Below are 24,689 nucleotides of genomic sequence, written 5' to 3' on the forward strand. Positions count from 1 at the left end.
CCCAACCACCTTTCCATTCATTTATTTTAAGGGTATAGACGGTTTAATAGTCGAGGGAACGGAATCGATTCTCTGACGTGCTCAACGCCACTGATCCAAGCAACCGTCCGCTCAAGGCCCAAACCAAATCCGGAATGCGGAACCGCTCCGTATTTGCTGAGATCCAAATACCAAGCATAAGCGTCTTCATCCAAGCCATGTTCCTGGATACGTTGTTTCATCAAGTCATAATCATGGATTCGTTCAGATCCACCAATTATTTCCCCGTAGCCTTCCGGTGCAATCATGTCTGCACATAAGACGACATCATCGCGTTCTGGATGCGGCTGCATATAGAATGGCTTGATGCCGATTGGGTAGTTGGTGATGAAGATCGGCATATCATAGCTTTCTGCCAAAGCCGTTTCATGCGGTGCACCAAAATCTTCGCCCCATTTGATATCGTCAAAGCCATTGTCGTTCAGCCATATGATGGCATCGTCATAAGAAACGCGCGGGAACGGCGCTTTTATTTTTTCAAGTTTCGATACGTCTCTTTCCAGACGTTCCAATTCCAATTTGCAGTTTTTCAATACGGATTGGATAATATGGGAAACATACTGCTCCTGCACTTCCAAGCTTTCTGCATGCTCCATAAAGGCCATTTCAGGTTCAATCATCCAAAATTCGATCAAGTGGCGGCGAGTTTTCGATTTTTCGGCACGGAAAGTTGGACCGAATGAAAATACTTTTCCAAGCGCCATTGCAGCAGCTTCCATATAAAGCTGGCCAGACTGCGACAAATATGCGTCTTCTTCAAAATATTTTGTTGCAAACAACTCGGATGTCCCTTCCGGAGATGAACCGGTTAAAATTGGCGGATCCACTTTCACAAAACCGTTTTCATTGAAGAATTCGTATGTTGCCCGAATGATTTCGTTGCGGATTTTCATGATCGCGTGCTGTCTGCGTGAACGCAGCCACAAATGGCGATTGTCCATCAAGAATTCTGTTCCATGCTCTTTTGGTGTGATGGGGAAATCTTTTGCTTCCTGGATCACTTCAATGCCCGTCACAGCAAGCTCGTAGCCAAATGCTGAACGCTCATCTTCTTTCACTTCTCCTGTTACATAAAGCGAAGTTTCTTGCGTCAACGCTTTGGCTGCTGCAAAAATTTCGTCGCCTACTTCTGCTTTTACGACAACACCCTGTACAAATCCGGAACCGTCGCGCAGCTGAAGAAATGCAATTTTCCCGCTTGAACGCTTATTGGCGATCCAAGCTCCTAACTTTACTGTTTGTCCGTTATATTTAGCCATTTCGGCAATGGTAATTTTTTTCATCCAGCGATAGCCTCCAAAGAATAGTGTGGTCTTAGTCTTTCCATTTTGATGTCACAAATTGATGGATCCGTTCCACGGCTTCCGTCAAAATTTCAAGCGAGGTTGCATAAGACAAGCGAATCGTCGAATGCGCGCCAAAGCCTGACCCCGGAATGACCGCTACATTCGCTTCTGTCAATAAAGCCGTTGCAAAGTCATCAACCGAAGCATAGCCGGTTTTCGCTGCAGCTTCGGAAACGTCCGGCAGCAGATAAAATGCACCTTGAGGACGTAAAACCGTAAAGCCTGGAATCGCCTGCAGTTTAGGAAAGATCTCATTCAAGCGTCCTTCAAATGCTTGGCGCATTTCCTCTACGGTGTCCTGTGGGCCGTTGTAGGCTTCAATCGCCGCATATTGCGAGGTGGTTGTCGGGTTTGACGTGGAATGGCTCGCCAAATCAGTCATGGCTTTGATCAATTTAGCATCGCCGGCTGCATAGCCAATGCGCCATCCGGTCATCGAATGGGATTTTGACACACCGTTAATGACGATGGTGCGGTTTTTCGCATCGTCTGAAAGAGTCGCAATGGACGTATGCTCAACATCCCCATAGATCAACTTTTCATAAATTTCATCTGAAACGATCAGAATATCAGATTCGCGGCAAACTTCTGCCAGCGCCTCCAGCTCCTCTTTGGAATAGATCATGCCTGTCGGGTTGCTCGGAGAATTGATGATGACAGCTTTTGTCCGGTCCGTCACAGCTTCTCTCAATTGCTGAGGAGTGACTTTGTATTCCTGGCTGGCTGTCGCTTCTATGTATACGGGAACGCCCTGTGCCAATTTAACTTGTTCCGGATAGCTGACCCAATACGGAATCGGAATAATCACTTCGTCGCCTTCGTTCAGCAATACCTGGAATAAGGTATACAGCACGTGTTTAGCACCAATGCCGACCATTACTTCACTTGGCTGGTAGTTCAACCCTTGGTCTCTCTGCAGTTTCTCAATGATGGCTTTCTTTAATGCTGGCAGGCCGCCAGCAGGCGTATATTTGGTTTTGCCTTCTTTCATCGATTGGTAAGCCGCGTCCAAGATGTTTGCGGGTGTGTTGTAATCCGGTTCACCGGCCCCCAAGCCGATGACGTCCACTCCCTGAGCTTTCAACTCATTCGCTTTTGCAGTAATTGCCAATGTTGTAGAAGGTGTTAAGGTTTGCACACGATTTGCTAAATTGATCAAATTTATTCCGCCCTTTCACAAATTCAATATTCGTTTCCACCAAGTACCATCACTCGCGGACAGATAAACATAATTCAAACTTTCTTCTTCATTCAAAAATGCAATTTCCCACATGGGACCATCGCTTTCCATACCGAGTTTAGTATGAAGAATATCTTTGACATCCATTTCTGCAAGAGCCATTTCACGCGCCTGCTGTGCCGTTATTTTGTCTTCTAACGGAGTGGTCAGCATTTCGCCATCGCCTTCCGGAACAAAAACAGCCATTAACTCACCTGCGCTATTTGTTCCAAGAACGGTAACAGATGCCGAGGTATTGGTGTAGACATACGCCCGTTCCACTTCTTCGATCAACTGCTCGCTTCTCGCGCGGTCGATGGCTTGTTGTTCTGTTTCTGAATAGGGTTTATTGCCAACATACAAAACCAGAATGATAATGGCAACTGCCAAAAACGACAAAAACCCGAGTATGAATGTAATCCATTGTCTCATTTCATCACCTATGTTTTATATATAGTAAAAATTGCTTTTTCAGCATCTTCTTTATCAAGTGCCAGACCAAACATTAAATTTTTGTCTTTCAAGGTACGGTTCAAGGCGTCCACCACTTTATATAAATCGGTTTGATACGTGACTTCCACTGTAGAAATTACTTCAATTTTTGATTCCATGTCTGCGCCCATCCTTTCGTTATATCATTGCTTATTATACCAAGCTTCAATATCGGTTACCATCTTTTCTAAAGACACTTTGGACACTTTGACTTTTGGCAAAGCGCTTATAAATTCCTGGCCATAGGACTTTGTCTCAATTCTGCGGTCCAGTACGATAAACAATCCCTTATCATTTTTTGAGCGGATCAGCCTGCCGAATCCTTGCCGCAGACGAAGCACTGCTTCAGGCAATGCATATTGCAGAAACGGATTGACGCCTTCCCGTGAAATAATTTCAGAGCGCGCCTTGAAGATCGGCTCGTCTGGTGAAGTGAACGGCAAACGCACCACTACTACAGCTCGTAGCGCATCCCCTGGGACATCAACGCCTTCCCAGAAACTATTCGTGCCAAACAGCACCGATTTTTGGAAACGCTGGAACGATTTCAGCAACTTCATACGGCTGCCTGTAGAAATCCCTTGCGCGAACAGCATATAATCATCCAGCAGGCCCGTATCCTGGATCAAATCCACTGTTTTCCGAAGCATATCCTGTGACGTAAAGAGCACAAAACAGCGTCCTTCCGTCACAATGACGGTTTGAATCACCGCGTCCGCTACCGATTCGATGTATTCATGCTGGGATACCTGCTGGATATCCGGCATATCTTCCACAATATATACATGGGCTCCCTGATAAAAATCTTTTGGCGGCTCAAATTTTAAAATCGGCACATGCTGCGGAATTCCGATCTGATTGACAATAAAGCGGTCATTTGCCGGAACAGTCATCGTTCCGGAGAGCCAGATCACGGCCTTGTCTGCTCGTGCAGCTGCCATAACTTTATCCACTAAAGTTGCCACGGCAAACGGCCGCTTGTACAGGGACAAACTGGTTGGCAAACTTCTTAAATCTCCTTCAATCCAGCTCACTTCATCTGTCAGCGGGAAAACGAAAATTTCGCTGAACTCAACGGCCTTGACCATCATTTCCTCTGTCCAATAGCGCCAGTCCGCAATCGTCAGCCGGTCCTGGATGGTTTTTTCGCTCAGGCGCTCAGCTTTTTGCAAAACAAGCTGCGACAAATCGATCCATTCATTCAAATAGCGCAGCAGTTCTAGAAAACGGACGTCTTCAAGCGCCAGCTCACTCAGCAGCGAGGCGTTTTTTTTGTGCCGGCTTGCAGCAAACTTCGCCGAAAACTCGGTTGCCATCAAAACTGAAACTTCATCAAACAATGTTATGAATTTGCGGAACAGTGAGTCGAGCTTGAGCAATTCAGGTACGCTTGAAAAACCGGTACGATCTGCGGTTTCAAAAAGCGCTGCAAAAAGCTGCTGGTCGTCCAGGCTCCCAATTTGTCCGAAAATGTATTTCCATTGCGTATAAACAAAGGTCTTTTCATGCTGTGAGACTGCTGCTTGGACAACTTGGTGAGCTTCGTCCCATATATAAGCATCGACATTCGCCAGAATCGACTTCTTGCTTAAATGCTGGTTCAGCAAAAATGCGTGATTCGTAACAATAACGTGGGCATGCTGTGCTTGTTTCAAGGCAAACTCATAGAAATCAGCCTTTTTTTCCTGTTGCGATAATTTGCGGATATGTGATCGACGAATTTTGTCCAGTACAAACTGGCCGCCGCTCGAAGAATTAAGTTCATTCAAATCCCCGGTTTCTGTTGCCGTCAGCCAGACCAGCACCTGCATTATGGTAAAGGTTTCGTCATAAGACTCATCATCGCCCTGCAGCAACTCGACAAAACGTGTCAAATCGATGTAATGCGACAAGCCTTTGATCAATGAAATCCGGACCGGCGAACCGATAAAAGCTTCGACCATCCGGCCTTCTTTCAGAACAAGCTGATCCTGCAGATGGGTGGTATATGTGCTGATTAAGACTTGCTTTCCGCTTTCAAGAGCATAATTTGCCGCCGGCAGCAAATAGGCAATGGTTTTGCCCATACCGGTCGAGGCTTCTATGACCACTTCTTTTTTATGGGTTAACGCATCTTCAATCGAAGCCATCATACGGAATTGGCTTGGACGCTTTTCGAAATTTGGAAAGACCGTTTCAAGTCCCTCTCGCCAATCACGCGGCAGCGATTCGGTCTGGTTTGGATCTGACGAAAATAGAGCTCTCGGTTTCAGGGGAACTCCTTGAAACCGGTCAAACTCATCGGCTTGGGCATTTCTTTTTTTCTGTGTCAATTCAAAGAACAACCGGGATAAATCCGATTTCAGCTGAAATGATCGTTTATGGAGAAATGCCAATGTGTCATAAGGCAATGATTCCAAATCAGTTTTAGCACGCAAGAACAACAATGCGGTCGCCATGGCGTCGTCGTCTGCACGGTGCGCGCTTTCCAGTGGAATTCCCAACTCGGAAGTTATGTCCTGCAGTTTGAAGCTGAATGCTGTCGGATACATGAGCCGAACCAATTCCACCGTATCCATCGTAATTCCATGCCATTTTGGCAAGCCGCTGCGTTTGAGCTCTGCTTGCAGGAATGGCAGATCAAAATTGGTATTATGCGCCACAAAAATTGCATCCTGCATTTTTTCAAAGATGGTTTCTGCGTAAAATTCAAAGGCTTTAGCTTCTGCCACATCTTTGTCGGTAATATTCGTTAAGTCCTGTATAAATAAAGGGATATTACGCCCAGGATTGATGAATTTCGTATATGTATCCGTGATCACTTCGTTTTCAATCGTTACCATTGCCAGCTGAATAATCCGGTCACCTTTTGCAGGGGAATGGCCCGTTGTTTCAATATCGACAACGACATACTTTTGCGTGTTCATTTCAGCCCCTCTTTCTTAGGTGATTGCCTAAAAAAATTGTAACATATCCTGCCGTTTTCCGCTTTCAGGATGAAAATTCAATCTTCTTCCAGTTTCTTCAGACAAAAGAAAAACAGCCCCGAAAAATATCGGAGGCTGCTCTGTTACATAACGGTCGCTTCTGGTTCGTAATGGATGATTTCTTTGATCTGGTTGTTCGCATCCATGATGGCTACCGTCGGCTTGTGGTCACGGGCATTTTCATTCATAACATAAGCATATGATAGGATGATGACAATATCCCCACGCTGAACCAGACGTGCTGCCGCTCCGTTTACGCAGATGACTCTGCTGCCGCGTTCTCCTGCAATAATATACGTTTCGAAACGGGCACCGTTGTTATTATTTACGATATGCACTTTTTCATTGGCCAGCATTCCGACAGCATCAAGCAGATCCTGATCGATGGTAATGCTTCCCACATAGTTCAAATCGGCTTCTGTCACCGTTGCACGGTGGATTTTTGAATTGAGCATCATTCTAAGCATGGTCGAGTTCTCCTTTTGGTTGAAAAATAATATTATCGATCAAACGTGCTTTTTCAAATTGTACAGCAAGTGCCAGGATGGCATCGTTTTGGATAACAGCAGTCAGTGTCGGGTAATCCAACAGCTCGATATAATCGACTTTCCCGGATGTGTGTTCACTCAAGTACTGGGTCATGGGTTCAATTGGATCCTGCCCCTGCAAAACTAAAGCTCTGCCCATTTCCAGTGCTTTTTTCAAATGAGGTGCCTCATTCCGCTCAGCTGAACTTAAATAAACATTGCGTGAACTTTTCGCCAGCCCATCCTCTTCCCGCACCGTTTCACCTCTGCGGATCGCCATCGGGAAGTTAAAGTCTGCAACTAAGGATTCGATGATTGCAAGCTGCTGTGCATCCTTCTGGCCAAAATACGCCAAGTCTGCCTCAGCTAAATGAAACAGCTTGGTGACTACTTTCAGGACGCCGTCAAAATGGCCGGGTCTCTTCGCGCCGCAAAGAACTTCAGCCTGAGCACCCGCACTAATTTTGATTTGGCTTTCACGCGGATACATTTCTTCCACGCCTGGCGCAAAAATAACATCCGTCCCTGCTCCTTTAGCCAGTTGCTGATCGCGCTCAAGATTTCTCGGATAGCGGTCGAAATCTTCGTTCGGCCCAAATTGAGCCGGATTGACGAAAATACTCATGACCACTTTATCATTTTCCGCCTTGGCTTTTTCAACCAACGATAAATGCCCTTCGTGCAAAAAGCCCATCGTCGGCACCAGGCCGATGGTGTGTCCTGCTCTTTTGGCTTCCTGAACCCATCCTTTCAGTTCGTCCACCGTCTGTAAAATCAACAATTCTTTTCTCTCCTCTCGGGAAGAAAACCATATAAAAAGCCCTTCCGCCGAAAAAAAGACAGAAGGACAGTAAATGTGTGTTTGGTTTCCTCCGTCCCTGTCGTGTAAAGTGATCAAGGCAGATCTTGTTGCTATGAATTTTGGGTGTATTGCGGTTGTTCGGTGCAGTTCAAAAGCGATACCGCCCGTTAAAAATACTATAACAGAAATCCAGAAAAAAACATATTCTATGCTTGGTAGTTATGTGAATGGTGGTACGAATAAAGCACTCCATGCGGACAAAGCGCTGAACCTCCTCGTCGCAAGATCCTGCGGGGTCTCATAGATGTCGCTCCGCTGCTCGCAGGAAGGCGGAGCTGGATTTTGGAATATCCAACACAGTATATTCAGAACGAAACAGCCCCTTCTAGTCCGTCATTTCGATGTCTGCTGAATAGATGCCGTGAAGCTTGCCGTCCGCTGTCCGCAATTGCAGGACGCCGTCATCGGTAATTCCTTCTGCAATGCCTTCTAGCGTCTGGTTTGTCATTCTCGCCCGAACCGGTTGGCCAATGGTGGTTGAATAGCTTTCCCACAAGATTTTCAGCATGCCGAAGCCTTCTTCGATATACATCTGAGTATAAATTTCCATATAGTACAGCAACGATTGGACGAGTTTTTGGCGGCTTGCCATTTCTCCGCTCTCCATTTTCAATGAAGTTGCAATATCCCGGACTTCCGGGTCAAAATCCTCTTTTTCCTGATTGATATTCAACCCAATGCCGATGATCAACGCCTGTATGCCGTCAGCGTCTGACTGCAGTTCTGTCAAAATGCCGGTGCATTTTTTGCCATTCAGCAAAATGTCATTCGGCCATTTGATTTTCGGCTGCAGCTTAGTCACTTCTTCTATCGCTCTGACGACCGCTACGGCTGTAACCAGTGTAAACTGCGGTGCTTTTTGAGGCACCACATCCGGCCGCAGGATAATGCTCATCCAGACGCCTTTTCCAGCAGCCGAATCCCATTTCCTGGCCATTCTGCCGCGTCCGGCTGTCTGGGCCTCTGTCAGCACCACTGTGCCATCTGGAGTGCCTTCCTGTGCCAGCTGATGCGCAATAATTTGAGTTGAGGGGCAGCTTTCAATATAGTCGATTTTCTGGCCGATCCGTTTGGTCTTCAATCCCGTTTGAATTGCCAGCGGTTCTAATGTATCCGGAACTGAAACAATGCGGTAGCCTTTTTTCTTGACTGATTCAATAGTGTAGCCCTTTTCCTCAAGCTCTTTGATGTGTTTCCAAATAGCGGTTCTGGAAATGCCAAACTCGTCTGCCAAATGCTGGCCAGACACGGCTTCGCCATTCGCCTCGATCAATCGTTTTGCCAACTTATGTGTGACGGTGATATTCATGGAGAAACCAGTCCTTTATGAGTTCTTTGTCGTTCTCTAATTCTCCGTAAACAATCTTTTTTTCCAACTTTTCGAGCCAGGTCTTGAGCCACGGACCCGAACGATCCCCGCTCCACCGCATCAAATCCAGGCCGCTTGCTGCAAGGTCGGACTTTGACTGAATAGGCAACCGCTTTTTGGCTGCTGCAGGATCCAGCATTTTACTCCTAGCATGTGAAGCCATCTCCAATTGGTCGATCGAATATTGATAAAATGTCCATTGGTCCCAGAATTCAAGCTTTGCTAATTCCAGACTCTTTTCTATGAGCCGCTTTTCTTCATTGGAAAACCGGTAATCCCTAACTTCTGAAAACGGCTGGTTTTGCTTATGCAGCAAATAGAACCAGCCATAGACGGATTTTCCGGTTGGATGGTAAAGCGTCCAGTCGGTTTCGAAAAGGAAACCTGCCGGCAGAAAAGCAGTCAGATTGCTAGTCTTTAAGTATGCCATGCTTTTTTGGGTATTCGGATTGGCAAATATCTTATCCAGCTCCGCCTTTAGCCGCTCGACAGCAATTGTACGGATCAACGGTGCATGGCGTTGAATCGAGTGAACGGTATTTTCTTCAATCACAAAATCCAGCTGGCCGGAAAACCGCACCGCTCTCAGCATGCGCAGCGCGTCTTCTTGAAAGCGCTGATCCGGATCCCCAACTGCTCGAATAATCTGTTTTTTAAGATCGTCTTTTCCGCCGAATGGATCGATAATGTCCAGTTGTTCAGTCATCGCCATCGCATTGATGGTGAAGTCGCGGCGCATTAAATCTTCTTCAAGCGATTGAACAAACTCGACCGAATCTGGCCGGCGGTTATCGGAATAGCTTCCATCCGTCCGAAACGTTGTCACTTCGATTCCTTCACCATCCAATAGCACCAGCACGGTCCCGTGTTCAATTCCCGTATCGACCGTACGTTTAAAAAGGGCTTTAACCTGATGAGGTGAGGCTGAAGAAGCGACATCAACATCTTGGGGTATTTTGCCCAATTGAAAATCACGCACCGCTCCACCTACCATATAAGCCTGAAAGCCCGCCTCTTTTAACGTTTCAATCACTTTGATTGCTGTTTTCATTTTTCTTCATTCCTTGTCAGCAATTGTTCGTATAATCCTTCGTATTGTTCCAATATTTTAGAGGAATGAAAACGTTCAGATACCGTCTTTAATGCTCCTTGCCGCAAATTTTGCAGCAACACTCTATCGCTGAGCATGGCGACTGCGTTCGCGGCAGCCTGCTGCGTGTCGCCCAACTCAACCAGATATCCGTTGACACCAGGCTCGATAATTTCGGGCATCCCGCCGATGTTTGCGCCGATTACCGGAACGCCGCATGCCATGGCTTCCAGCAATACCAGGCCAAATGCTTCTTTCTCAGACAACAGGAGCTTGATGTCACTGATGTTATAAAACTCGGCAACGCCGTCACGCTTGCCTAGAAACAGCACATGGTCATTCAGTCCGAGATCGCGTACCTGCTGGATGATCCGTCCCATTTCCGGTCCGTCCCCCACCAATAATAACTTGCAGGGGAGCTGTTTATGAGCCAGTGCAAACGTCTCTACAACATCATGCACACGTTTGACGTTCCTGAAATTCGAAACGTGGATCATCACTTTTTCATCGGCATCAATACCTAACTCTGCTTTTAACTCCGCAGAATCCTTTTGGAAATATTCTCTTTCATCAACAAAGTTATAAACAGTTTCGATGGTTTGATCAGGTTTGATCAAGTCATAGGTCTGGTCCCTCAATGAATCTGAAACCGCAGTGACGATATCCGATTTTTCAATGCCGTAGCGGATTGCTTCTTTTAATGAAGAATCAGACCCCAAAACAGTAATATCGGTCCCGTGCAACGTTGTCACGATGCCGATATTAGAGCCTGCCATGTCGCGTCCGAGAATGGCGCAAACGGCATGCGGTATCGCATAATGGACATGCATCAAATCCAGTTCTTCGTTTTTGATCACTTCTGCAATTTTTGTAGCCAAGGCAATATCATATGGCGCATACTGAAAAACTGAATACGTATTGACTTCCACCTGATGGCTGAAAATATTGGCATAGGTCTTATTCAAACGAAAAGGGGTGCTTGACGTGATAAAATGCACTTCATGCCCTTTTTCTGCCAGCATTTTCCCTAGTTCTGTGGCAATAACACCCGACCCTCCAACTGTTGGATAGCAGGTGATGCCAATTTTCATTTTCCGCACAATGTTCTCTCCTATCCTCTTCGTTCTCCGATCAAACGCCAGTCGACAAAGCCCTCTTCCAAGCCTTTCAAAAGAACTTCAGCGGTTCCCATATTGGTAGCCAGCGGAATGCCATAAACATCGCACAAACGAATCAATGCGGTCACATCAGGCTCATGCGGCTGAGCAGTCAAAGGATCCCGGAAAAAGATGACCATATCCATCTGGTTCTGTGCGATCATCGCACCAATTTGCTGATCGCCTCCAAGAGGGCCGGATTGGAAGCGGATGACCGGCAATCCGGTTCCATCAATAACCCGTTGTCCAGTTGTTCCAGTAGCATACAGCGTATGCTGTGCCAGTATCGGCTGATAAGCTGTGACAAATTGGATCAGGTCGTCTTTTTTTCGATCATGGGCAATCAAAGCGATTTTCATAATATCTTCCCCTTTAAACGATTATATGTTCCAAACCATAAATAAGTTCTTCTTTTTCCATAACGGTTTTAATGGATAATACTACGCCGGACATAAAGGAACCGCGGTTAAATGAATCATGGCGCAGCGTCAGCAGCTGTCCATCTCCTCCGAGCAAAACCTGCTGATGGGCTACGAGCCCGGGCAAACGGACACTGTGGATGCGCATCCCATCATAATTGGCACCCCTTGCACCAGGAATGGTTTCCTTTTCGCGGACATGCCCTTGTTCATGAATCGGCCGCTCCTGCGAAATTAAATGGGCTGTCTTCATTGCAGTTCCGGATGGAGCATCCAATTTTTGGTCATGGTGCATCTCAATAATCTCGATATCCGGCAAATACTTGGCTGCCTGCTCGGCAAACTTCATCATCAACACAGCACCAACCGCAAAATTCGGTGCGATGATGCAGCCGATTTTCGAATTTCTTGACAGAGCTGTCAATTCTTCAAGCTCTTCATCTGAAAAGCCGGTCGTTCCAACAACCGGACGAATCTTCAATTCCAAAGCATGTTTTGTATGGTCATAGACAAATTCCGGAGTGGTCAGATCAACCAGCACATCCGGTTGGGTTTTTGAATGGAGTTCTTTCAGATCGAGAAAGATAGGCGCTGTAAAGTCAGCTGGAAATAAATTAGTGTCAGCTAACGTCTTTCCAACTTCTTTATAATCCAGAACAGAGACCAGTTCCATTTCCGGATTGTTCATTACTGTATGTACGGCTTCTTTGCCCATCTTCCCTCTTGCTCCTGCAATTGCTACGCGAATTGTCATTTGTCTCCATCCTTTCGTGTCCAACGGTTTTTGTCCCTGGTAGTGAATTTAGCCATTACCCGGTCATGTGCCTGCGCCAAATCGATGTCCATTGAGTTTGCCATGCAAATCAATACGAACAAGACATCTCCCATTTCTTCTTCGATGCTATTTTCAGTTTCCGAACTTTTCTTTTTCTTCGGTCCGTATTCGTGCATCACTTCTCTGGAAAGTTCACCCAGTTCCTCGGTCATACGAGCCATCATTTCCATTGGCTGAAAATAGCCCTCTTTGAATTGCCCAATATAATCGTCAACATCCTGCTGCAATTGTTTCATGGATTTTTCTCCGTTCATGCCATCACACTCCTCAGTCAATCGTAAAGAAAACTGGTGATGTTGTCAAAATACTATAATTAAACGATAATACAGAAGGTTATATTTACGAAAGGAGCTTAGCTGAATTGAAAGAACTGAAAATCAAAAACATATTTTTTATTCTGTTGGGTGCAGCGATTTATAGTTTCGGCTTTGTCCATTTCAACATCCAAAATGAATTGGGGGAAGGCGGATTTGCCGGCATTACGTTGATTTTGTATTTTTTATTCCATTGGGACCCGGCATTGATGAATCTGCTGCTGAATATCCCTTTGTTTTTCGTTGGCTGGAAACTGCTGGGCAGAAAAGTGTTTCTTTATACCATCATCGGCACAGTAGCGGTCTCCGTATTTCTGAAGATTTTCCTGATTTACGAAATTCAAATCAATTTGCAGGATGACCTTTTCCTGGCAGCCTTGTTTGCCGGTGTTTTTGTCGGAGTCGGCCTCGGCATTATCTTTCGTTTTGGCGGGACTACAGGAGGGGTTGATATCCTCGCACGCCTTGCGCAAAAATACATCGGCTGGAGCATGGGCAAAACAATGTTCATGTTCGATGCGGCCGTTATCATGCTGTCCTGGCTGACATTCCTCGATCATCGTTCAATGATGTATACATTGGTTGCTGTTTTTGTCGGCGCTCGTGTCATTGATTTTGTTCAGGAAGGCGCATATGCAGGACGGGGTGCGTTGATCATCTCAAACTCCCAGGAAGAAATCGCCAGCCGGATTGCGATCGAGATGGACCGGGGCATTACAATTCTTCGCGGCTATGGCCATTTTACCAAAGAAGAACGTGAAGTCTTGTACTGTGTCGTTGCGAGAAATGAGATTGTTCGTTTAAAGAACATCATCAACTCCGTTGATCCCCATGCATTTGTTTCCTTGATGGAAGTCCATGATGTGATGGGCGAAGGGTTTACCCTTGATGAACAAAAAAGGCCCATTGGCTGATTCAAAGCAAAAATGAACATAGAAAAAACGGCCCGTTGATCGGGCCGTTTTTTTTACGAACGGTTCATGCTTGTGTAAATGAGAATTAAACGTGCCAGTTCCAAAACTGCGACTGCAGTTGCTGCAACATAGGTCATTGCGGCTGCACTCAGCACTTTTTTCGCGTGGCGCTCTTCTTCATTTCGGATAATGTTATGTGACAGCAACTGGTCCATAGCACGGCTGGAAGCATTGAACTCAACCGGCAATGTGACTAATTGGAAAACCACACCGGCTGCCAAAAGGATAATCCCGATCAATAGCGCTCCACTCCAGGCGGAGAAAAAGCCGATCATGATGAAAACCCATGACATATTCGATGAAATGTTGACAATCGGCACTAAACGATGGCGAAGGCGCAAGAACGAATAGTCCTCGGCATCCTGAATCGCATGCCCAACTTCGTGAGCCGCTACTGCGGTCCCTGCGACCGACGCTTCGTGGTAATTGTGGCTGCTGAGTGCCACAACTTTGGTCAATGGATTATAGTGATCGCTAAGCATACCGCGGCTTTCTACTATTTTAACATCCTGAAGGTTATTGGCATCCAAAATAATGCGAGCTACCTGTGCCCCAGTATGGCCAGAAGTAGAGCGGACTTTTGAATATTTTTTGTATGTTCGTTTTAATTTAAACTGTGCCCAAATCGGGATGATCAGCAAAAGGATAAAATATAAGATATAGCCACCGAAATCCATGTGTAAATCAACACCTCTTTCTTTTTGCTTTATAGCTTTATTTTACTTGGCTTAGTCAACTATGGTCAACTAAAACGGATTGCGATCGGTTCAGATGAGCAACAAAAAAGGCGAAACTGACACAAGCAATCGACAACCAAAATGTAAAGTAGCCGATGTGGCTGCTGTATTCACTCAATGTACTGTAGATTGGCATCTGTCCGTAGACATAATCGATTACATCATTGTGCAAAGTCCATACGGCAGTCAAAGCAACAGCCAGCCAGCCAAAGCGATAATGTTCGATATAGAGAACTGCCTGAAGCGCCATAGCAAAATGAGATCCAATCAGCATCCAGCCTATTAAGCCAATTGAACCGGTTTCCCAAAGCGTCAGCAAATTCATGACAACTGCCCATAAGCCATATTTGATCAGCGTCACAAATGCCAAGGCTTCAAGTACTCGACTCCGTTTACCAAAAATCCACAGCCCTAAGACAATCGTGAAAAAAAGACTTGCGGTCGGGCTATCGGGGACAAAGATTAAGAAGATCGGCTCCGTTATTGCCAACTGCCAGCCATACCATATGTATCCGTATATTGTTCCACCCAAGTTGACAAAAAACAATAAAATTAAAAATGGCCGATACATCAGCCAGGCAGAAATTTTAATCGCGAAGGATTGCATTATTATCTTCCTTTCAGGGTAGAAAAAAAGAGCCGGTTTCCCGGCTCTTTTCTACTTTTTATTATTCAGCTTCAAGGCCTGAAATAAATTCAGCTAGAACTTGTAAATCTTCTTCTGTTCCGTCAACACCGACTTCAAATGAAGGAGGCATAGTCTGCTCTCCATCTGCTTCGATACCGTTGACAGCAATTTCAGCGATTTCTTCTGGTGACAAGCCAGTGCCAACCAAAGTTGGCCCTACTTGACCCTCTAAATTATCGCCGTGGCAACTGATACAAGAGCTCGCGGAATAGATTTCATATCCTGGATCCGTTGTATCAATTTCAACTTCCTCCGTGATTTGTCCTTGCGCTTCAGCTGCTTCCCAGTCATGGTTTGCTACCGATTCCCATGTAAGGAATATGATAGAAGCAATGGCAAGAAGCATGAATCCTGTAGGCAATGGACGTTTCGAAGGACGTCTTTCCGGTCCACGGTCAAGGAATGGAGCCAACATAAGTGCTCCAAAAGCAAGACCCGGCATGATAATAGCACCCACAACGTTAAATGGTCCGGATGCGAATTCGTATTTCAGTAATTGGTATAAGAACAAGAAATACCAGTCTGGCAGAGGAATATAAGCTGTATTAGTCGGATCCGCCTGGCCTTCAAGAGGCGACGGATGAGCGACAGTCAAAAGCAAATACCCGATCAAGAAGACTGCACCAATCATCCATTCTTTCAAAAGGAAGTTCGGCCAGAATGCTTCTGTTTTACCAGGGTATTCGGAGTAATCTTTAGGAACATTCGGCTTACGGAATTCCATACCTGGAACACGCGAATCCCCTACAAATTTCATCCCTTTTCCGCGATGCATAGTGTTCCCTCCTTAATAAATCCGTGTTGCGGACTAAATTATAGCGGTCCTGAAATACCCTGTCTTCTAATCATGATAAAGTGAGCAGCTAGCAACCCAAGCAAAGCTGCAGGCAAGAAGAAGACGTGGATAGCGAAGAATCGAGTCAAAGTCTGTGCACCAAGAATTGTTGAATCCCCAGCCAGTAGAATTTTGATGGTCTCCCCTATTACAGGTACGGATGCTGCAATTTCAATACCAACTTTTGTTGCAAATAGAGCTTTCATATCCCATGGCAGCAAGTAGCCTGTGAAACTTAATCCAAGGATAACGCCGAATAGCATAACGCCAACGACCCAGTTCAATTCACGAGGTTTCTTATAAGATCCCGTAAAGAATACCCGCAGCGTATGAAGGAAAATCATAACAACTACAAGAGAAGCTCCCCAGTGGTGCATCCCACGCACAATTTCTCCAAAAGCGACTTCGTTTTGAAGATAATAAACCGACTGCCAAGCATTTTCAATATCTGGTACATAATACATTGTTAAGAACATACCGGATAAGATCTGAATCACTGTAATGAAAAATGTAAGTCCCCCAAAACAATAAACAAATGCTGAAAAGTGGTGTGCGGGGTTTACGTGCTCAGGTACTTCATGGTCAGCAATATCACGCCAGATAGGCGTAATGTCTAATCGCTCATCAACCCAATCATATAACTTGTTTAGCACTGGTGTCGTACCCCCTAACTATTAAACTAATGTGTTGTCTCTTACTGCACCGATTGCAACAAAGCCATCCTGGTCTTGTACTTCGTACTCATCCAATGGCCCAAGCGGTGGTGTTCCTGGAATGTTCTGTCCGTTTTTCTCATAACGGCCAGCGTGGCATGGACAGAAGAATTGTGTCGGTTGTTCTGGATCTCCCGCCCAGTTCACTGTACATCCTAAATGTTTGCAAACAGGTGAAAGCGCGATTAACTTATCGCCTTCTTTATACACCCAAGCCGAATTCGTCACTTCAGAAACGTACCATGCATCCGTTTGTTCGAATGAAAAGTCGACACGTACTGGTTCTTCAGTGATATCAGCTACAGCTTGATCAGTTAAAACGAAATCTCCGCCTTCATGTTGCTGAAGTATCGGGTCTACCGCAAAACGAACCATTGGCATCAACATTCCTGCTGCCATAAAGCCGCCTACACCTGTTAATGTGTAGCCTAAAAATTGACGTCGTGATACACGATTATTACTCATCCTTTTCCCCCCTCTAACATTCAAGGTCAGTCCAATGGACATACTCATTCAAATATAATTACTAGGACAACCTAATGATATATCAATCAAATCTTTAGGTCAATATCGCATTCAGCGTATTCGCGCAGTTTGTGAACATTTCATGAATGATGTGACCATTCTTTCGTAAATAGCGGCAATACCTGCCTCAACTGGTCTTCCATGACCGATTTCTTGAAGGATTGGTCCATATCCTCGATGGGAATTGCAGGCAGCCACAAAACATTTTTCATGCTGTCGATGGTGCGCCATTCTGAATCGGTCGTCAAATAAAATACGTGTTTGAACTTTGTCTGCTGCAGTTCTTCTGTCAGTTCGTCAGCAATTCGCTGCCGATTCGCTATTTTGGCATAAGAAACGGGCGGAAGCAAAAGTATCCGCCCTTTGAATTGCTTTTCCAATAATGCTGTCAAGGTTTGCAAATATTCCGAAGCCCCGGCACTTGGCTTCATTCCATTGGCGCTTAAATCCAATTGAAGCAGCGGCACAACGGCTGTATCCACGTAGTCCTGCTGGTTTAAATACTGATCCATTTCTTTACTGATAAAATGCATAGAATTTATTCACTCTCCGTCTTTTTAAAAGCTTTAAATGCCTGGAGCATCGCTGACAGTTCAAAAAACCGCTCACGATTATTGGCATCCAAGGCCTCATCAATTTGTTTATAAATCGTTTCTTCCTGAAAGATCGACATGCTTTCTTCCAGGATTTTCTCAGCAATCAAGCGATCCTGCTCATTAACTGTTGCATTTTTTGGCATATACGGGTTTTCCTCCAACACTGATAAATAGAGGGCTGGCGGCGGAATGCTTGGGAAATTCAATTGAACATACAGATCATCTTCAGGATTCAGCCGCAAATCGTGAAACGACTTTTCTGCATCTGCTGTCATCAAATTCCCTTTGTAAAATCGAAACGGTATTTCTTTCGACTCAGTAGAGGACATGACCATGGCACGCGGGCAATAATGCGCTTCTTCAACAAAATGGGTTTTTTCAAGCAGGTCTTCGTTGCTCAACATATAATTAAGAATCCAAATGCATTCACGTCTTTTCATCTTGTACGATTGCAGAAACCAACGGACGAATTGCTTTTTTTCACCTATCGATACTGAAGCGGTCATGAAATTTCCTCCTTTCATTCAAACGATTGCTGCCAGTCGAACCATTCAGGATTTTCCGGTTCCAATGCCTGCAGCTCTTTAATAATTTCGAGGGCAGCTGCTCTTTTTCCTTCTTCTATTAAAAATAAGGCATATTTTTTAAGAAACGCTGAGTCTTCTTTAAAAGAAGAGTAAGCTTTGTCGTAATAGGCAGTGGCTTGCTCGTAGTTTTCAGAGCGTTCATAGGCTTCTGCGATCATCGGATAAAGACCTGCCCAATCATCGCCGCTTTCAATTACCATATCCGCAAGCTCAAGCACTTCTGCATCTTGCTCCTGTGTATGGAAATACGATACCAGTGTGTAGATTGCCTCCATGTATTCCGGATCCAGTGCGATTGCCTGGCGCAGGTGGCCAACGCCTTCCCCTGCCTTGCCAAGTTTCATGGCCAGTTTGCCTGCGAACAGGTACAGTTCCTTGTCAAACTCGTCTCTTGCAATGCCTTCACTTATCGCCCGATAGGCTGCTTCATAGTCTTCTGACATGTTCAGGCTTTGCGCCTTCAATAAATAGGCGGAAAAATAATCCGGATCGGTGCCGATCAATTCGTCCAACCGGCGAACGGCCCCTTCATATTGTCGGGTCTGGAAAGCGGCAAATGCTGCGCCAAACAGGACATCGGGCGTAGCCGAATCTTCCAGGGCCTTCTCATAATAAGGCAACGCTTCTTCGTACGCGGCTCCAGCACTGTAAACCTCTGCCAGCCGTTCTGAAATATTGACGCCTTCGATGACGACCCTCTGAGCTTCAAGCTCCTGATAAATCTTCGCGGATTCCAGGTAGCGGCCGGAATCCAACAGCAATTCCGCTTTTGCCTGCTGCAGCAGCGGCTCATCCGGCATCAGCTCGATCGCTTCGTTCAAGCGGTTCTCAGCGGCTTCAAGCAAGCCCTGCAGCTGGAACAAGTCCGCCAGCGTGACAAGTGCCTGTGCGTATAACTCATCGTCTTTAGGCACTTCCATCAAGGCATTCAAAGCATCATCTTCCCGGTCGGCATCAATCAGCAAATTGGCTCGGTCGATAATGAGCTGCGCTTCTTCCGGAAAAATGTATTGCAGATGCTCCAGCACTTTGATCGCTTCTTCCACAAAGCCGATTTCTGCCAGCCATTCCGACAATCCGTATTGCTCATCGGGATCTCCCTGCAACAAATAGCTTTCCAATAATGTATTCAGGAGATTCGGATCTCCTTGTTCCACCGCTTTTTGTATCTCTTGTAAGTTAGCCATCCTATCACCTTTTCCTTCACGTTCTTACTCTCATCCTACACGAAAGATTCTTATTATCATAATAAAAAAACTCTCCATCAGGAGAGTCAATTTGTCAGTAAATTCAGTTGTTCAAAGAAATTCGGATAAGAAATGGAGATGCAGTCCGGATCGTCAATCACGATTTCCCCGGAGGCTGCCAAAGCGCCGATTGCCGCCATCATGCCAAGGCGGTGATCGCCGTAGGAAGTCATTTCAGCCCCCGTCAAAGGCGTTGGGCCATGGATGATCATGCCGTCTTCTGTCGCTTCGATGTTTGCACCCATTTTCGATAATTCCTTGACGACTGCAGCAATGCGGTCGGTTTCCTTGACCCGCAGCTCTTCAGCATCCTTAATCACGGTCGTGCCTTCTGCTTGTGTCGCGATGAGGGCAATCAAAGGAATTTCATCGATTAGCCTTGGAATCAGGTCTCCGCCGATTTCAATTCCTTTTAAAGCACTCGAAGTGACAGTCAAATCCGCCGAGCGCTCTCCTTGCGTGTCGATTTCTTCTATTTCAATAATGCCCCCCATTTGTTTGACCACATCCAAAATGCCTGTTCGAGTGGGATTGATGCCAACATTTTTCAATGTCACTTTGCTGCCTTCCGTTATCAAAGCAGCACCGATCATAAACGCAGCAGACGAAATATCTCCAGGCACCTGTACATGCGCAGCGGTCAGTTTTTGGCCGCCTTCAAGCTTGATCAGGTGATCTTCCCGTGCAATCGTCGCCCCAAAATGTTCCAGCATGATTTCTGTATGATCGCGCGAAGCGATTGGCTCATGAATAATCGTTTTGCCTTCGGCTTTTAACGCAGCCAACAAAATCGCGGATTTTACTTGGGCACTGGCAACCGGCAGGGTATAGTCAATTGCTTTTAGCCCCGTCCCCTGAACTGCTAATGGGGTATATTGTCCATCCATGCGCCCGCGAATATCCGCACCCATTTCGCGAAGCGGATTGATGATGCGCTTCATTGGCCGTTTGGCTATTGATTCGTCTCCTGCCAATACGGAATGAAAGCCTGTTCCAGCCAGTAAGCCAAGCATCAGGCGTGTCGTCGTTCCCGAATTTCCAGTATCCAACACTTCTGAAGGTTCACTCCAGGAATCTTCGCCTTCGCTTTGAATGGTCACCAGTTTGTCTGAAATGTCGATTTTTACGCCCAGTTTCTTAAAGCAGGCAATGGTGCTTAAACAATCATCGCCCATTAAAAAACCCTCCACAGTGGTCTTGCCTGTTGCCATAGATCCAAACATAATGGCTCTATGGGAAATCGATTTGTCCCCTGGCACTTGAATGCTGCCTTTTAAGCTTGGTTTATTGTATGTTAGCGATAATGCCATGGGCTTATCCGTCCTTTCAGGAAATATACGAATCGTAAACTGTCCGTGCGGAGATGCATTTTTGTGCACGGTCACGGTCTTCTGCTGTTTGGAAACTGATGACGAGTATACCGAAAACATCTTCTCGCGTTTCCAGGATCCGAAGGTTGACGATGCTGATTTCTTCTTCTGCCAGATAGCCCGTCAGTTCTGAAATGCTGCCCGGAACATCCGGTATATCAATATAAAGGTCAAAAACAGAAAACATTGCGCCATGTCCGGCAATGGGAAGTTCGTCCCGCACGGTTTTGGCGTGTGAAAAGAACTGCTGGATCGGTTCCGGATCATTTTTTATGAGCATTTCCTTTAATTGATCCATCTGCTCCATCCAATTGCCGAGTTGCTGGACGATCATGGCGTTGTTCTGCGTTGTGATATCACGCCACATCTCCGGATTGGCTGACGCAATGCGTGTTGTATCGCGGAAACCACCAGCTGCCAACTGACGGGCAAACGGAAATTTATCTTCCTGATCCAGTTGATGGACAAGTGAAGCCGCAATAAGATGCGGAAAATGACTGACGATGGCCGTCATATGGTCGTGTTCTTCCGCTGGCAGCACTTCAACTTTTGCTTTAGTGACGGATAGTAAATCCTTCAAAAACTGAAGACGTTTTTCATCCGTGCTGTCGCCAGGCGTCAAAATATAAAAGGCGTTTTCAAATAAGACATCTTTTGCAGCCTCGACGCCGCTTTTGTGGGAACCTGCCATCGGATGACCACCTATAAACAAATGGTTAAGAGCCTTCGCAGCTTCCATAATCTGCAATTTTGTACTGCCCGTATCTGTTAAGATGACATCTTCTTTTAAATTCCAGTATTTGCTTTGTTCCATCAGTTTGATCGTCGCCCCAACCGGTGTGGCAAAAACAATAACATCCGCGTCGGATGCTGCCTGTTCAAGCGATGGCGGCGAACTATGTATAATGCCCATTTTAAAAGCTTTTCTGGCAGTCAATGGATCGGCGTCATAGCCTGCTACATGAACATCATGGTTGCGTTGAAGCGCTTTTGCCAATGATCCGCCGATCAATCCCAGCCCAATAATTAAAATATGCGTTGTCACGTCGAACTCACCTGGCTTTTAGCTGTCAAGTCCGGGCGCAGTTTCGTGGCTTCATTCAAGTAAACGTGATGGATTTCCTTTTGGCCCAGTTCTGTATTGACATGCATCATGACGCGGATGCATAATGGCATGCCGCCGGGAACATCCATTTCATGGGTACACATAACCGGAACATAGGTCCATTCCTCGATAGTCCGAACAGCTTTGGCAGGAAAAGCTGATGTAATGTCTGTCGTTGTCGAAATGATGACAGAAGCAACATGGTCCGGCTCAATTTTATTTTCTTTGGCCATTTCCAAAACTAGCCGTGTTGTTTCTTTTAGAACTTCTTCGGGCTGATCGGCAGAAACTGTAATCGCACCTCTTACTCCACGTATCATCAAATCACATCTCCTATCTGTAACACTAGTTTTTCATACGCCGCATGCGCACGCTGCTCTTCTATTTGCTCAACAAATGGCATGCCCGTCCGTTCGAGCAAAACGAAGTTCAGCACTCCTCTAGAGGACTTTTTGTCTTTTTTCATATAAGGCAATAAGGATTCAAACGAAATTTCCCGCAGCAAATAGAGTGGGTAGCCATTGGCACTGGACCATGCAATAAATCTATCCAGTTTTTCATGTTCCGATAACAGCAAAGCATATGTCATTCCAAGCACAACCGCTTCTCCATGAGTCAGTTTGCCATAGCCAAGATGACCTTCCAGTGCATGCGCTAACGTGTGGCCGAAATTCAAATATTTGCGGACACCGCCTTCGAATTCATCTTCTTCTACAATTGCCGCTTTTACAGCAATGCCTTTTTCCAAATGACGGTTCAGATCTTCTTCTGTCATCTCGGTGAAATCACGAATAGCCAGCAATTCCTCCAACCATTCTTCATTTGATATAAAGGCGTGTTTGATCACTTCAGCCATACCGGAACGAACTTCTCCAGGCGGCAGTGTGGCCAATAGTCTGCTATCGTATAAAACCGCTTTCGGCTGATAAAAAGTGCCGATCATATTTTTGCCAAGCTCATGATTGATGGCCGTTTTCCCGCCGACTGCACTGTCGTGCGCCAGAATGGTGGTCGGGAGCTGAATAAAGGGAATGCCCCGCATAAAAGTCGAAGCGACAAACCCTGCTACATCTCCCGTAGCGCCTCCGCCAAAAGCCAGCAATAAAGAATCTCGCGAACAGTTTTCAGCTAGCAAAAAGCTGTGGCAAGCCATAAAAGTTTCCACAGATTTCGCACTTTCTCCTGCGGGAACAGTCAACACACGGACGTCCCAGTCTGCTAAAAATTCCAGTAAATACGGTAAGTGAAGTTCCGCTACCTGCTCGTCCGCGATCACCACAATGTGGTCCGCTTTATCCAGCAAGTGGCGGTAAGCATCAGCAAACAAATCGAATGCACCGGCACCGATATGAACTGAATAAGGATGATCAGCTTCGACCCGCAATTGCTTCATGCTTAAAACTCCTTCGTGTAATTCTTATAGTTTTTCAAGTTCTCGGCCAATCGCGGCATCTGATCTGCATCAAATTGATCCAGCAGCGCATTAGCCACTTCCCAGGCCACTACATGCTCAGCAACAATCGAAGCTGCCGGTACCGCACAGCTGTCAGAACGTTCGATGCTTGCCTGGAACGGTTCTTTCGTTTCAATGTCCACGCTTTGGAGCGGCTTGTATAAAGTTGGAATCGGCTTCATAACGCCTCTGACAATAATTGGCATCCCTGTTGTCATGCCACCCTCAAATCCACCGAGGTTATTGGTTTTTCGTGTATAGCCGTTTACTTCGTCCCACAGAATTTCATCATGGACTTCACTGCCGGGTTTTCTGGCCATTTCAAAGCCTAAGCCGAATTCCACACCTTTAAAAGCATTGATGCTCATAATCGCTGCCGCCAATTTGGCGTCCAACTTCCGGTCGTAATGGACATAGCTGCCAATTCCTGCCGGCATGCCTTCCACAATCACTTCTACTGTTCCACCGATAGAATCCCCGTTTTTCTTCGTTTGGTCGATTAAATCCGTCATTTGCTTTGTAACGGAAGGATCTGCACAATAAACTGCATCGTTCTCAACGATTTCACGGATTTCATCTGCAGACTTTCCTAGATAGCTTTCGGGGTTTACTTTGATGCCGCCTATTTCAGTCACGTGGGAAACAATCTTGATGCCCAGTTCCGCAAGCAATTGCTTGGCTACTGCACCAACTGCCACACGTACCGTCGTTTCACGTGCAGAAGACCGCTCTAAGACGTTTCTTAGATCTCGGTGTCCATATTTCATGCCGCCGTTCAAGTCTGCGTGTCCGGGACGAGGACGCGAAATTTGGCGCTTCACTTCTTCTGTATCTTCAATTGGCTCAATGCCCATAATAGAAGTCCAGTGTTTCCAGTCGTCATTCGTGACGACTAAAGCGACAGGAGAACCCAATGTCTTGCCGTGCCGAACGCCGGAAACGATTTCCACTGTATCTTTCTCGATCTGCATCCGTCTTCCCCGGCCGTGTCCGCCCTGGCGTCTTTTCAACTCTTTATTGACCAGTTCTGCTGTCAAAGGCAATTGCGCCGGCAACCCCTCTATGATGGCAGTCAATTGCGGACCGTGTGATTCTCCTGCTGTTAAATAACGCATTTACGCTTTCTCCCTTCAACGTGCTAAAGTATTTATGTACCACTATACCATAAGGCATTTCTTCAATTCTATAAGAAAATCACTTAAAGTGAAACTTCAATCAATTGAA

At 45.9% G+C, this 24,689-nt stretch carries 27 protein-coding genes; 1 reads left to right on the forward strand and 26 read right to left on the reverse strand.

Annotation, left to right across the window (positions count from 1 at the left end; all coding sequences use genetic code 11):
• Nucleotides 1–26 precede the first annotated feature (26 nt).
• The 13 genes from asnS to QOZ98_RS01965 all read right to left on the reverse strand — a co-directional run bounded on the left by asnS (nt 27) and on the right by QOZ98_RS01965 (nt 12,575).
• On the reverse strand, nt 27–1,322 hold the full coding sequence (asnS, locus tag QOZ98_RS01905; protein WP_308785854.1) for an asparagine--tRNA ligase: 1,296 nt from the start codon (nt 1,320–1,322) through the stop codon (nt 27–29).
• A 31-nt stretch (nt 1,323–1,353) separates the two neighbouring features.
• Nucleotides 1,354–2,544, reverse strand: coding sequence for a pyridoxal phosphate-dependent aminotransferase (locus tag QOZ98_RS01910; RefSeq protein WP_308785855.1), 1,191 nt, complete (start codon nt 2,542–2,544; stop codon nt 1,354–1,356).
• A gap of 15 nt (nt 2,545–2,559) precedes the next feature.
• On the reverse strand, nt 2,560–3,036 hold the full coding sequence (locus tag QOZ98_RS01915) for a cell wall elongation regulator TseB-like domain-containing protein (RefSeq protein WP_308785856.1): 477 nt from the start codon (nt 3,034–3,036) through the stop codon (nt 2,560–2,562).
• A gap of 8 nt (nt 3,037–3,044) precedes the next feature.
• Nucleotides 3,045–3,215 carry a YpmA family protein gene (locus tag QOZ98_RS01920; protein ID WP_142826432.1) on the reverse strand — a complete coding sequence of 57 codons (171 nt, stop codon included), beginning with the start codon at nt 3,213–3,215 and terminating at the stop codon, nt 3,045–3,047.
• 24 nt (nt 3,216–3,239) lie between these two features.
• On the reverse strand, nt 3,240–6,002 hold the full coding sequence (dinG, locus tag QOZ98_RS01925) for an ATP-dependent DNA helicase DinG (RefSeq protein WP_308785857.1): 2,763 nt from the start codon (nt 6,000–6,002) through the stop codon (nt 3,240–3,242).
• Between the two features lie 143 nt (nt 6,003–6,145).
• Nucleotides 6,146–6,529, reverse strand: a complete 384-nt coding sequence (gene panD, locus QOZ98_RS01930; protein WP_308785858.1) for an aspartate 1-decarboxylase — start codon at nt 6,527–6,529, stop codon at nt 6,146–6,148.
• A complete protein-coding gene (gene panC, locus QOZ98_RS01935; protein WP_308785859.1) occupies nt 6,522–7,370 on the reverse strand; it encodes a pantoate--beta-alanine ligase in 849 nt (282 codons plus the stop codon). Before panC ends, panD begins: the two co-directional genes overlap by 8 nt.
• Nucleotides 7,371–7,776: 406 nt before the next feature.
• Nucleotides 7,777–8,760, reverse strand: a complete 984-nt coding sequence (locus QOZ98_RS01940; RefSeq protein WP_308785860.1) for a biotin--[acetyl-CoA-carboxylase] ligase — start codon at nt 8,758–8,760, stop codon at nt 7,777–7,779.
• A complete protein-coding gene (locus tag QOZ98_RS01945; RefSeq protein WP_308785861.1) occupies nt 8,738–9,871 on the reverse strand; it encodes a CCA tRNA nucleotidyltransferase in 1,134 nt (377 codons plus the stop codon). The genes QOZ98_RS01940 and QOZ98_RS01945 overlap by 23 nt, the downstream gene beginning before the upstream one ends.
• A complete protein-coding gene (bshA, locus tag QOZ98_RS01950; RefSeq protein ID WP_308785862.1) occupies nt 9,868–11,010 on the reverse strand; it encodes an N-acetyl-alpha-D-glucosaminyl L-malate synthase BshA in 1,143 nt (380 codons plus the stop codon). Before bshA ends, QOZ98_RS01945 begins: the two co-directional genes overlap by 4 nt.
• An 11-nt stretch (nt 11,011–11,021) precedes the next feature.
• Nucleotides 11,022–11,426, reverse strand: a complete 405-nt coding sequence (gene mgsA, locus QOZ98_RS01955; protein ID WP_142826439.1) for a methylglyoxal synthase — start codon at nt 11,424–11,426, stop codon at nt 11,022–11,024.
• 13 nt (nt 11,427–11,439) lie between these two features.
• The gene (gene dapB / locus QOZ98_RS01960; RefSeq protein WP_308785863.1) at nt 11,440–12,240 is read right to left on the reverse strand and encodes a 4-hydroxy-tetrahydrodipicolinate reductase; all 801 of its coding nucleotides are present in this window, start codon (nt 12,238–12,240) and stop codon (nt 11,440–11,442) included.
• The gene (locus QOZ98_RS01965) at nt 12,237–12,575 is read right to left on the reverse strand and encodes a nucleotide pyrophosphohydrolase (protein ID WP_308785864.1); all 339 of its coding nucleotides are present in this window, start codon (nt 12,573–12,575) and stop codon (nt 12,237–12,239) included. Before QOZ98_RS01965 ends, dapB begins: the two co-directional genes overlap by 4 nt.
• Before the next feature lie 107 nt (nt 12,576–12,682).
• Here QOZ98_RS01965 and QOZ98_RS01970 point away from each other — a divergent pair, with 107 nt between their 5' ends.
• On the forward strand, nt 12,683–13,549 hold the full coding sequence (locus QOZ98_RS01970) for a YitT family protein (RefSeq protein ID WP_308785865.1): 867 nt from the start codon (nt 12,683–12,685) through the stop codon (nt 13,547–13,549).
• Nucleotides 13,550–13,602: 53 nt separating this feature from the next.
• On the opposite strand, the gene QOZ98_RS01975 is transcribed toward QOZ98_RS01970, so the two are convergent.
• From QOZ98_RS01975 to aroC, 13 genes are all read right to left on the reverse strand, one after another.
• Entirely contained in the window at nt 13,603–14,286 is a 684-nt protein-coding gene (locus tag QOZ98_RS01975) for a zinc metallopeptidase (RefSeq protein ID WP_142826443.1), read from the reverse strand.
• 55 nt (nt 14,287–14,341) lie between these two features.
• Entirely contained in the window at nt 14,342–14,953 is a 612-nt protein-coding gene (gene lhaT / locus QOZ98_RS01980; RefSeq protein ID WP_308785866.1) for a lipoprotein heptaprenylglyceryl N-acetyltransferase LhaT, read from the reverse strand.
• Nucleotides 14,954–15,014: 61 nt separating this feature from the next.
• Entirely contained in the window at nt 15,015–15,809 is a 795-nt protein-coding gene (locus QOZ98_RS01985) for a menaquinol-cytochrome c reductase cytochrome b/c subunit (RefSeq protein WP_308785867.1), read from the reverse strand.
• Between the two features lie 38 nt (nt 15,810–15,847).
• On the reverse strand, nt 15,848–16,522 hold the full coding sequence (gene qcrB, locus QOZ98_RS01990) for a menaquinol-cytochrome c reductase cytochrome b subunit (RefSeq protein WP_058380570.1): 675 nt from the start codon (nt 16,520–16,522) through the stop codon (nt 15,848–15,850).
• 21 nt (nt 16,523–16,543) lie between these two features.
• Nucleotides 16,544–17,047 carry a ubiquinol-cytochrome c reductase iron-sulfur subunit gene (locus QOZ98_RS01995; RefSeq protein WP_308785868.1) on the reverse strand — a complete coding sequence of 168 codons (504 nt, stop codon included), beginning with the start codon at nt 17,045–17,047 and terminating at the stop codon, nt 16,544–16,546.
• 140 nt (nt 17,048–17,187) lie between these two features.
• The gene (locus tag QOZ98_RS02000) at nt 17,188–17,640 is read right to left on the reverse strand and encodes a DUF2487 family protein (protein WP_308785869.1); all 453 of its coding nucleotides are present in this window, start codon (nt 17,638–17,640) and stop codon (nt 17,188–17,190) included.
• A 5-nt stretch (nt 17,641–17,645) separates the two neighbouring features.
• Nucleotides 17,646–18,209, reverse strand: a complete 564-nt coding sequence (locus QOZ98_RS02005) for a ReoY family proteolytic degradation factor (RefSeq protein WP_308785870.1) — start codon at nt 18,207–18,209, stop codon at nt 17,646–17,648.
• Between the two features lie 14 nt (nt 18,210–18,223).
• Entirely contained in the window at nt 18,224–19,477 is a 1,254-nt protein-coding gene (locus QOZ98_RS02010; protein WP_308785871.1) for a tetratricopeptide repeat protein, read from the reverse strand.
• An 86-nt stretch (nt 19,478–19,563) separates the two neighbouring features.
• Nucleotides 19,564–20,847: a 3-phosphoshikimate 1-carboxyvinyltransferase gene (aroA, locus tag QOZ98_RS02015; protein ID WP_308785872.1), complete on the reverse strand. Its 1,284-nt coding sequence runs from the start codon at nt 20,845–20,847 to the stop codon at nt 19,564–19,566.
• A 16-nt stretch (nt 20,848–20,863) separates the two neighbouring features.
• Complete coding sequence (locus tag QOZ98_RS02020; protein WP_308785873.1) at nt 20,864–21,952, reverse strand: prephenate dehydrogenase; 1,089 nt, start codon at nt 21,950–21,952, stop codon at nt 20,864–20,866.
• Nucleotides 21,949–22,332, reverse strand: a complete 384-nt coding sequence (aroH, locus tag QOZ98_RS02025) for a chorismate mutase (protein WP_308785874.1) — start codon at nt 22,330–22,332, stop codon at nt 21,949–21,951. The genes QOZ98_RS02020 and aroH overlap by 4 nt, the downstream gene beginning before the upstream one ends.
• A complete protein-coding gene (aroB, locus tag QOZ98_RS02030; RefSeq protein WP_308785875.1) occupies nt 22,332–23,405 on the reverse strand; it encodes a 3-dehydroquinate synthase in 1,074 nt (357 codons plus the stop codon). The genes aroH and aroB overlap by 1 nt, the downstream gene beginning before the upstream one ends.
• Nucleotides 23,406–23,407: 2 nt before the next feature.
• Complete coding sequence (gene aroC, locus QOZ98_RS02035) at nt 23,408–24,580, reverse strand: chorismate synthase (protein ID WP_308785876.1); 1,173 nt, start codon at nt 24,578–24,580, stop codon at nt 23,408–23,410.
• Nucleotides 24,581–24,689: the final 109 nt, after the last annotated feature.

Source organism: Planomicrobium stackebrandtii, assembly GCF_030814955.1.
Lineage (GTDB): Bacteria > Bacillota > Bacilli > Bacillales_A > Planococcaceae > Planococcus > Planococcus stackebrandtii.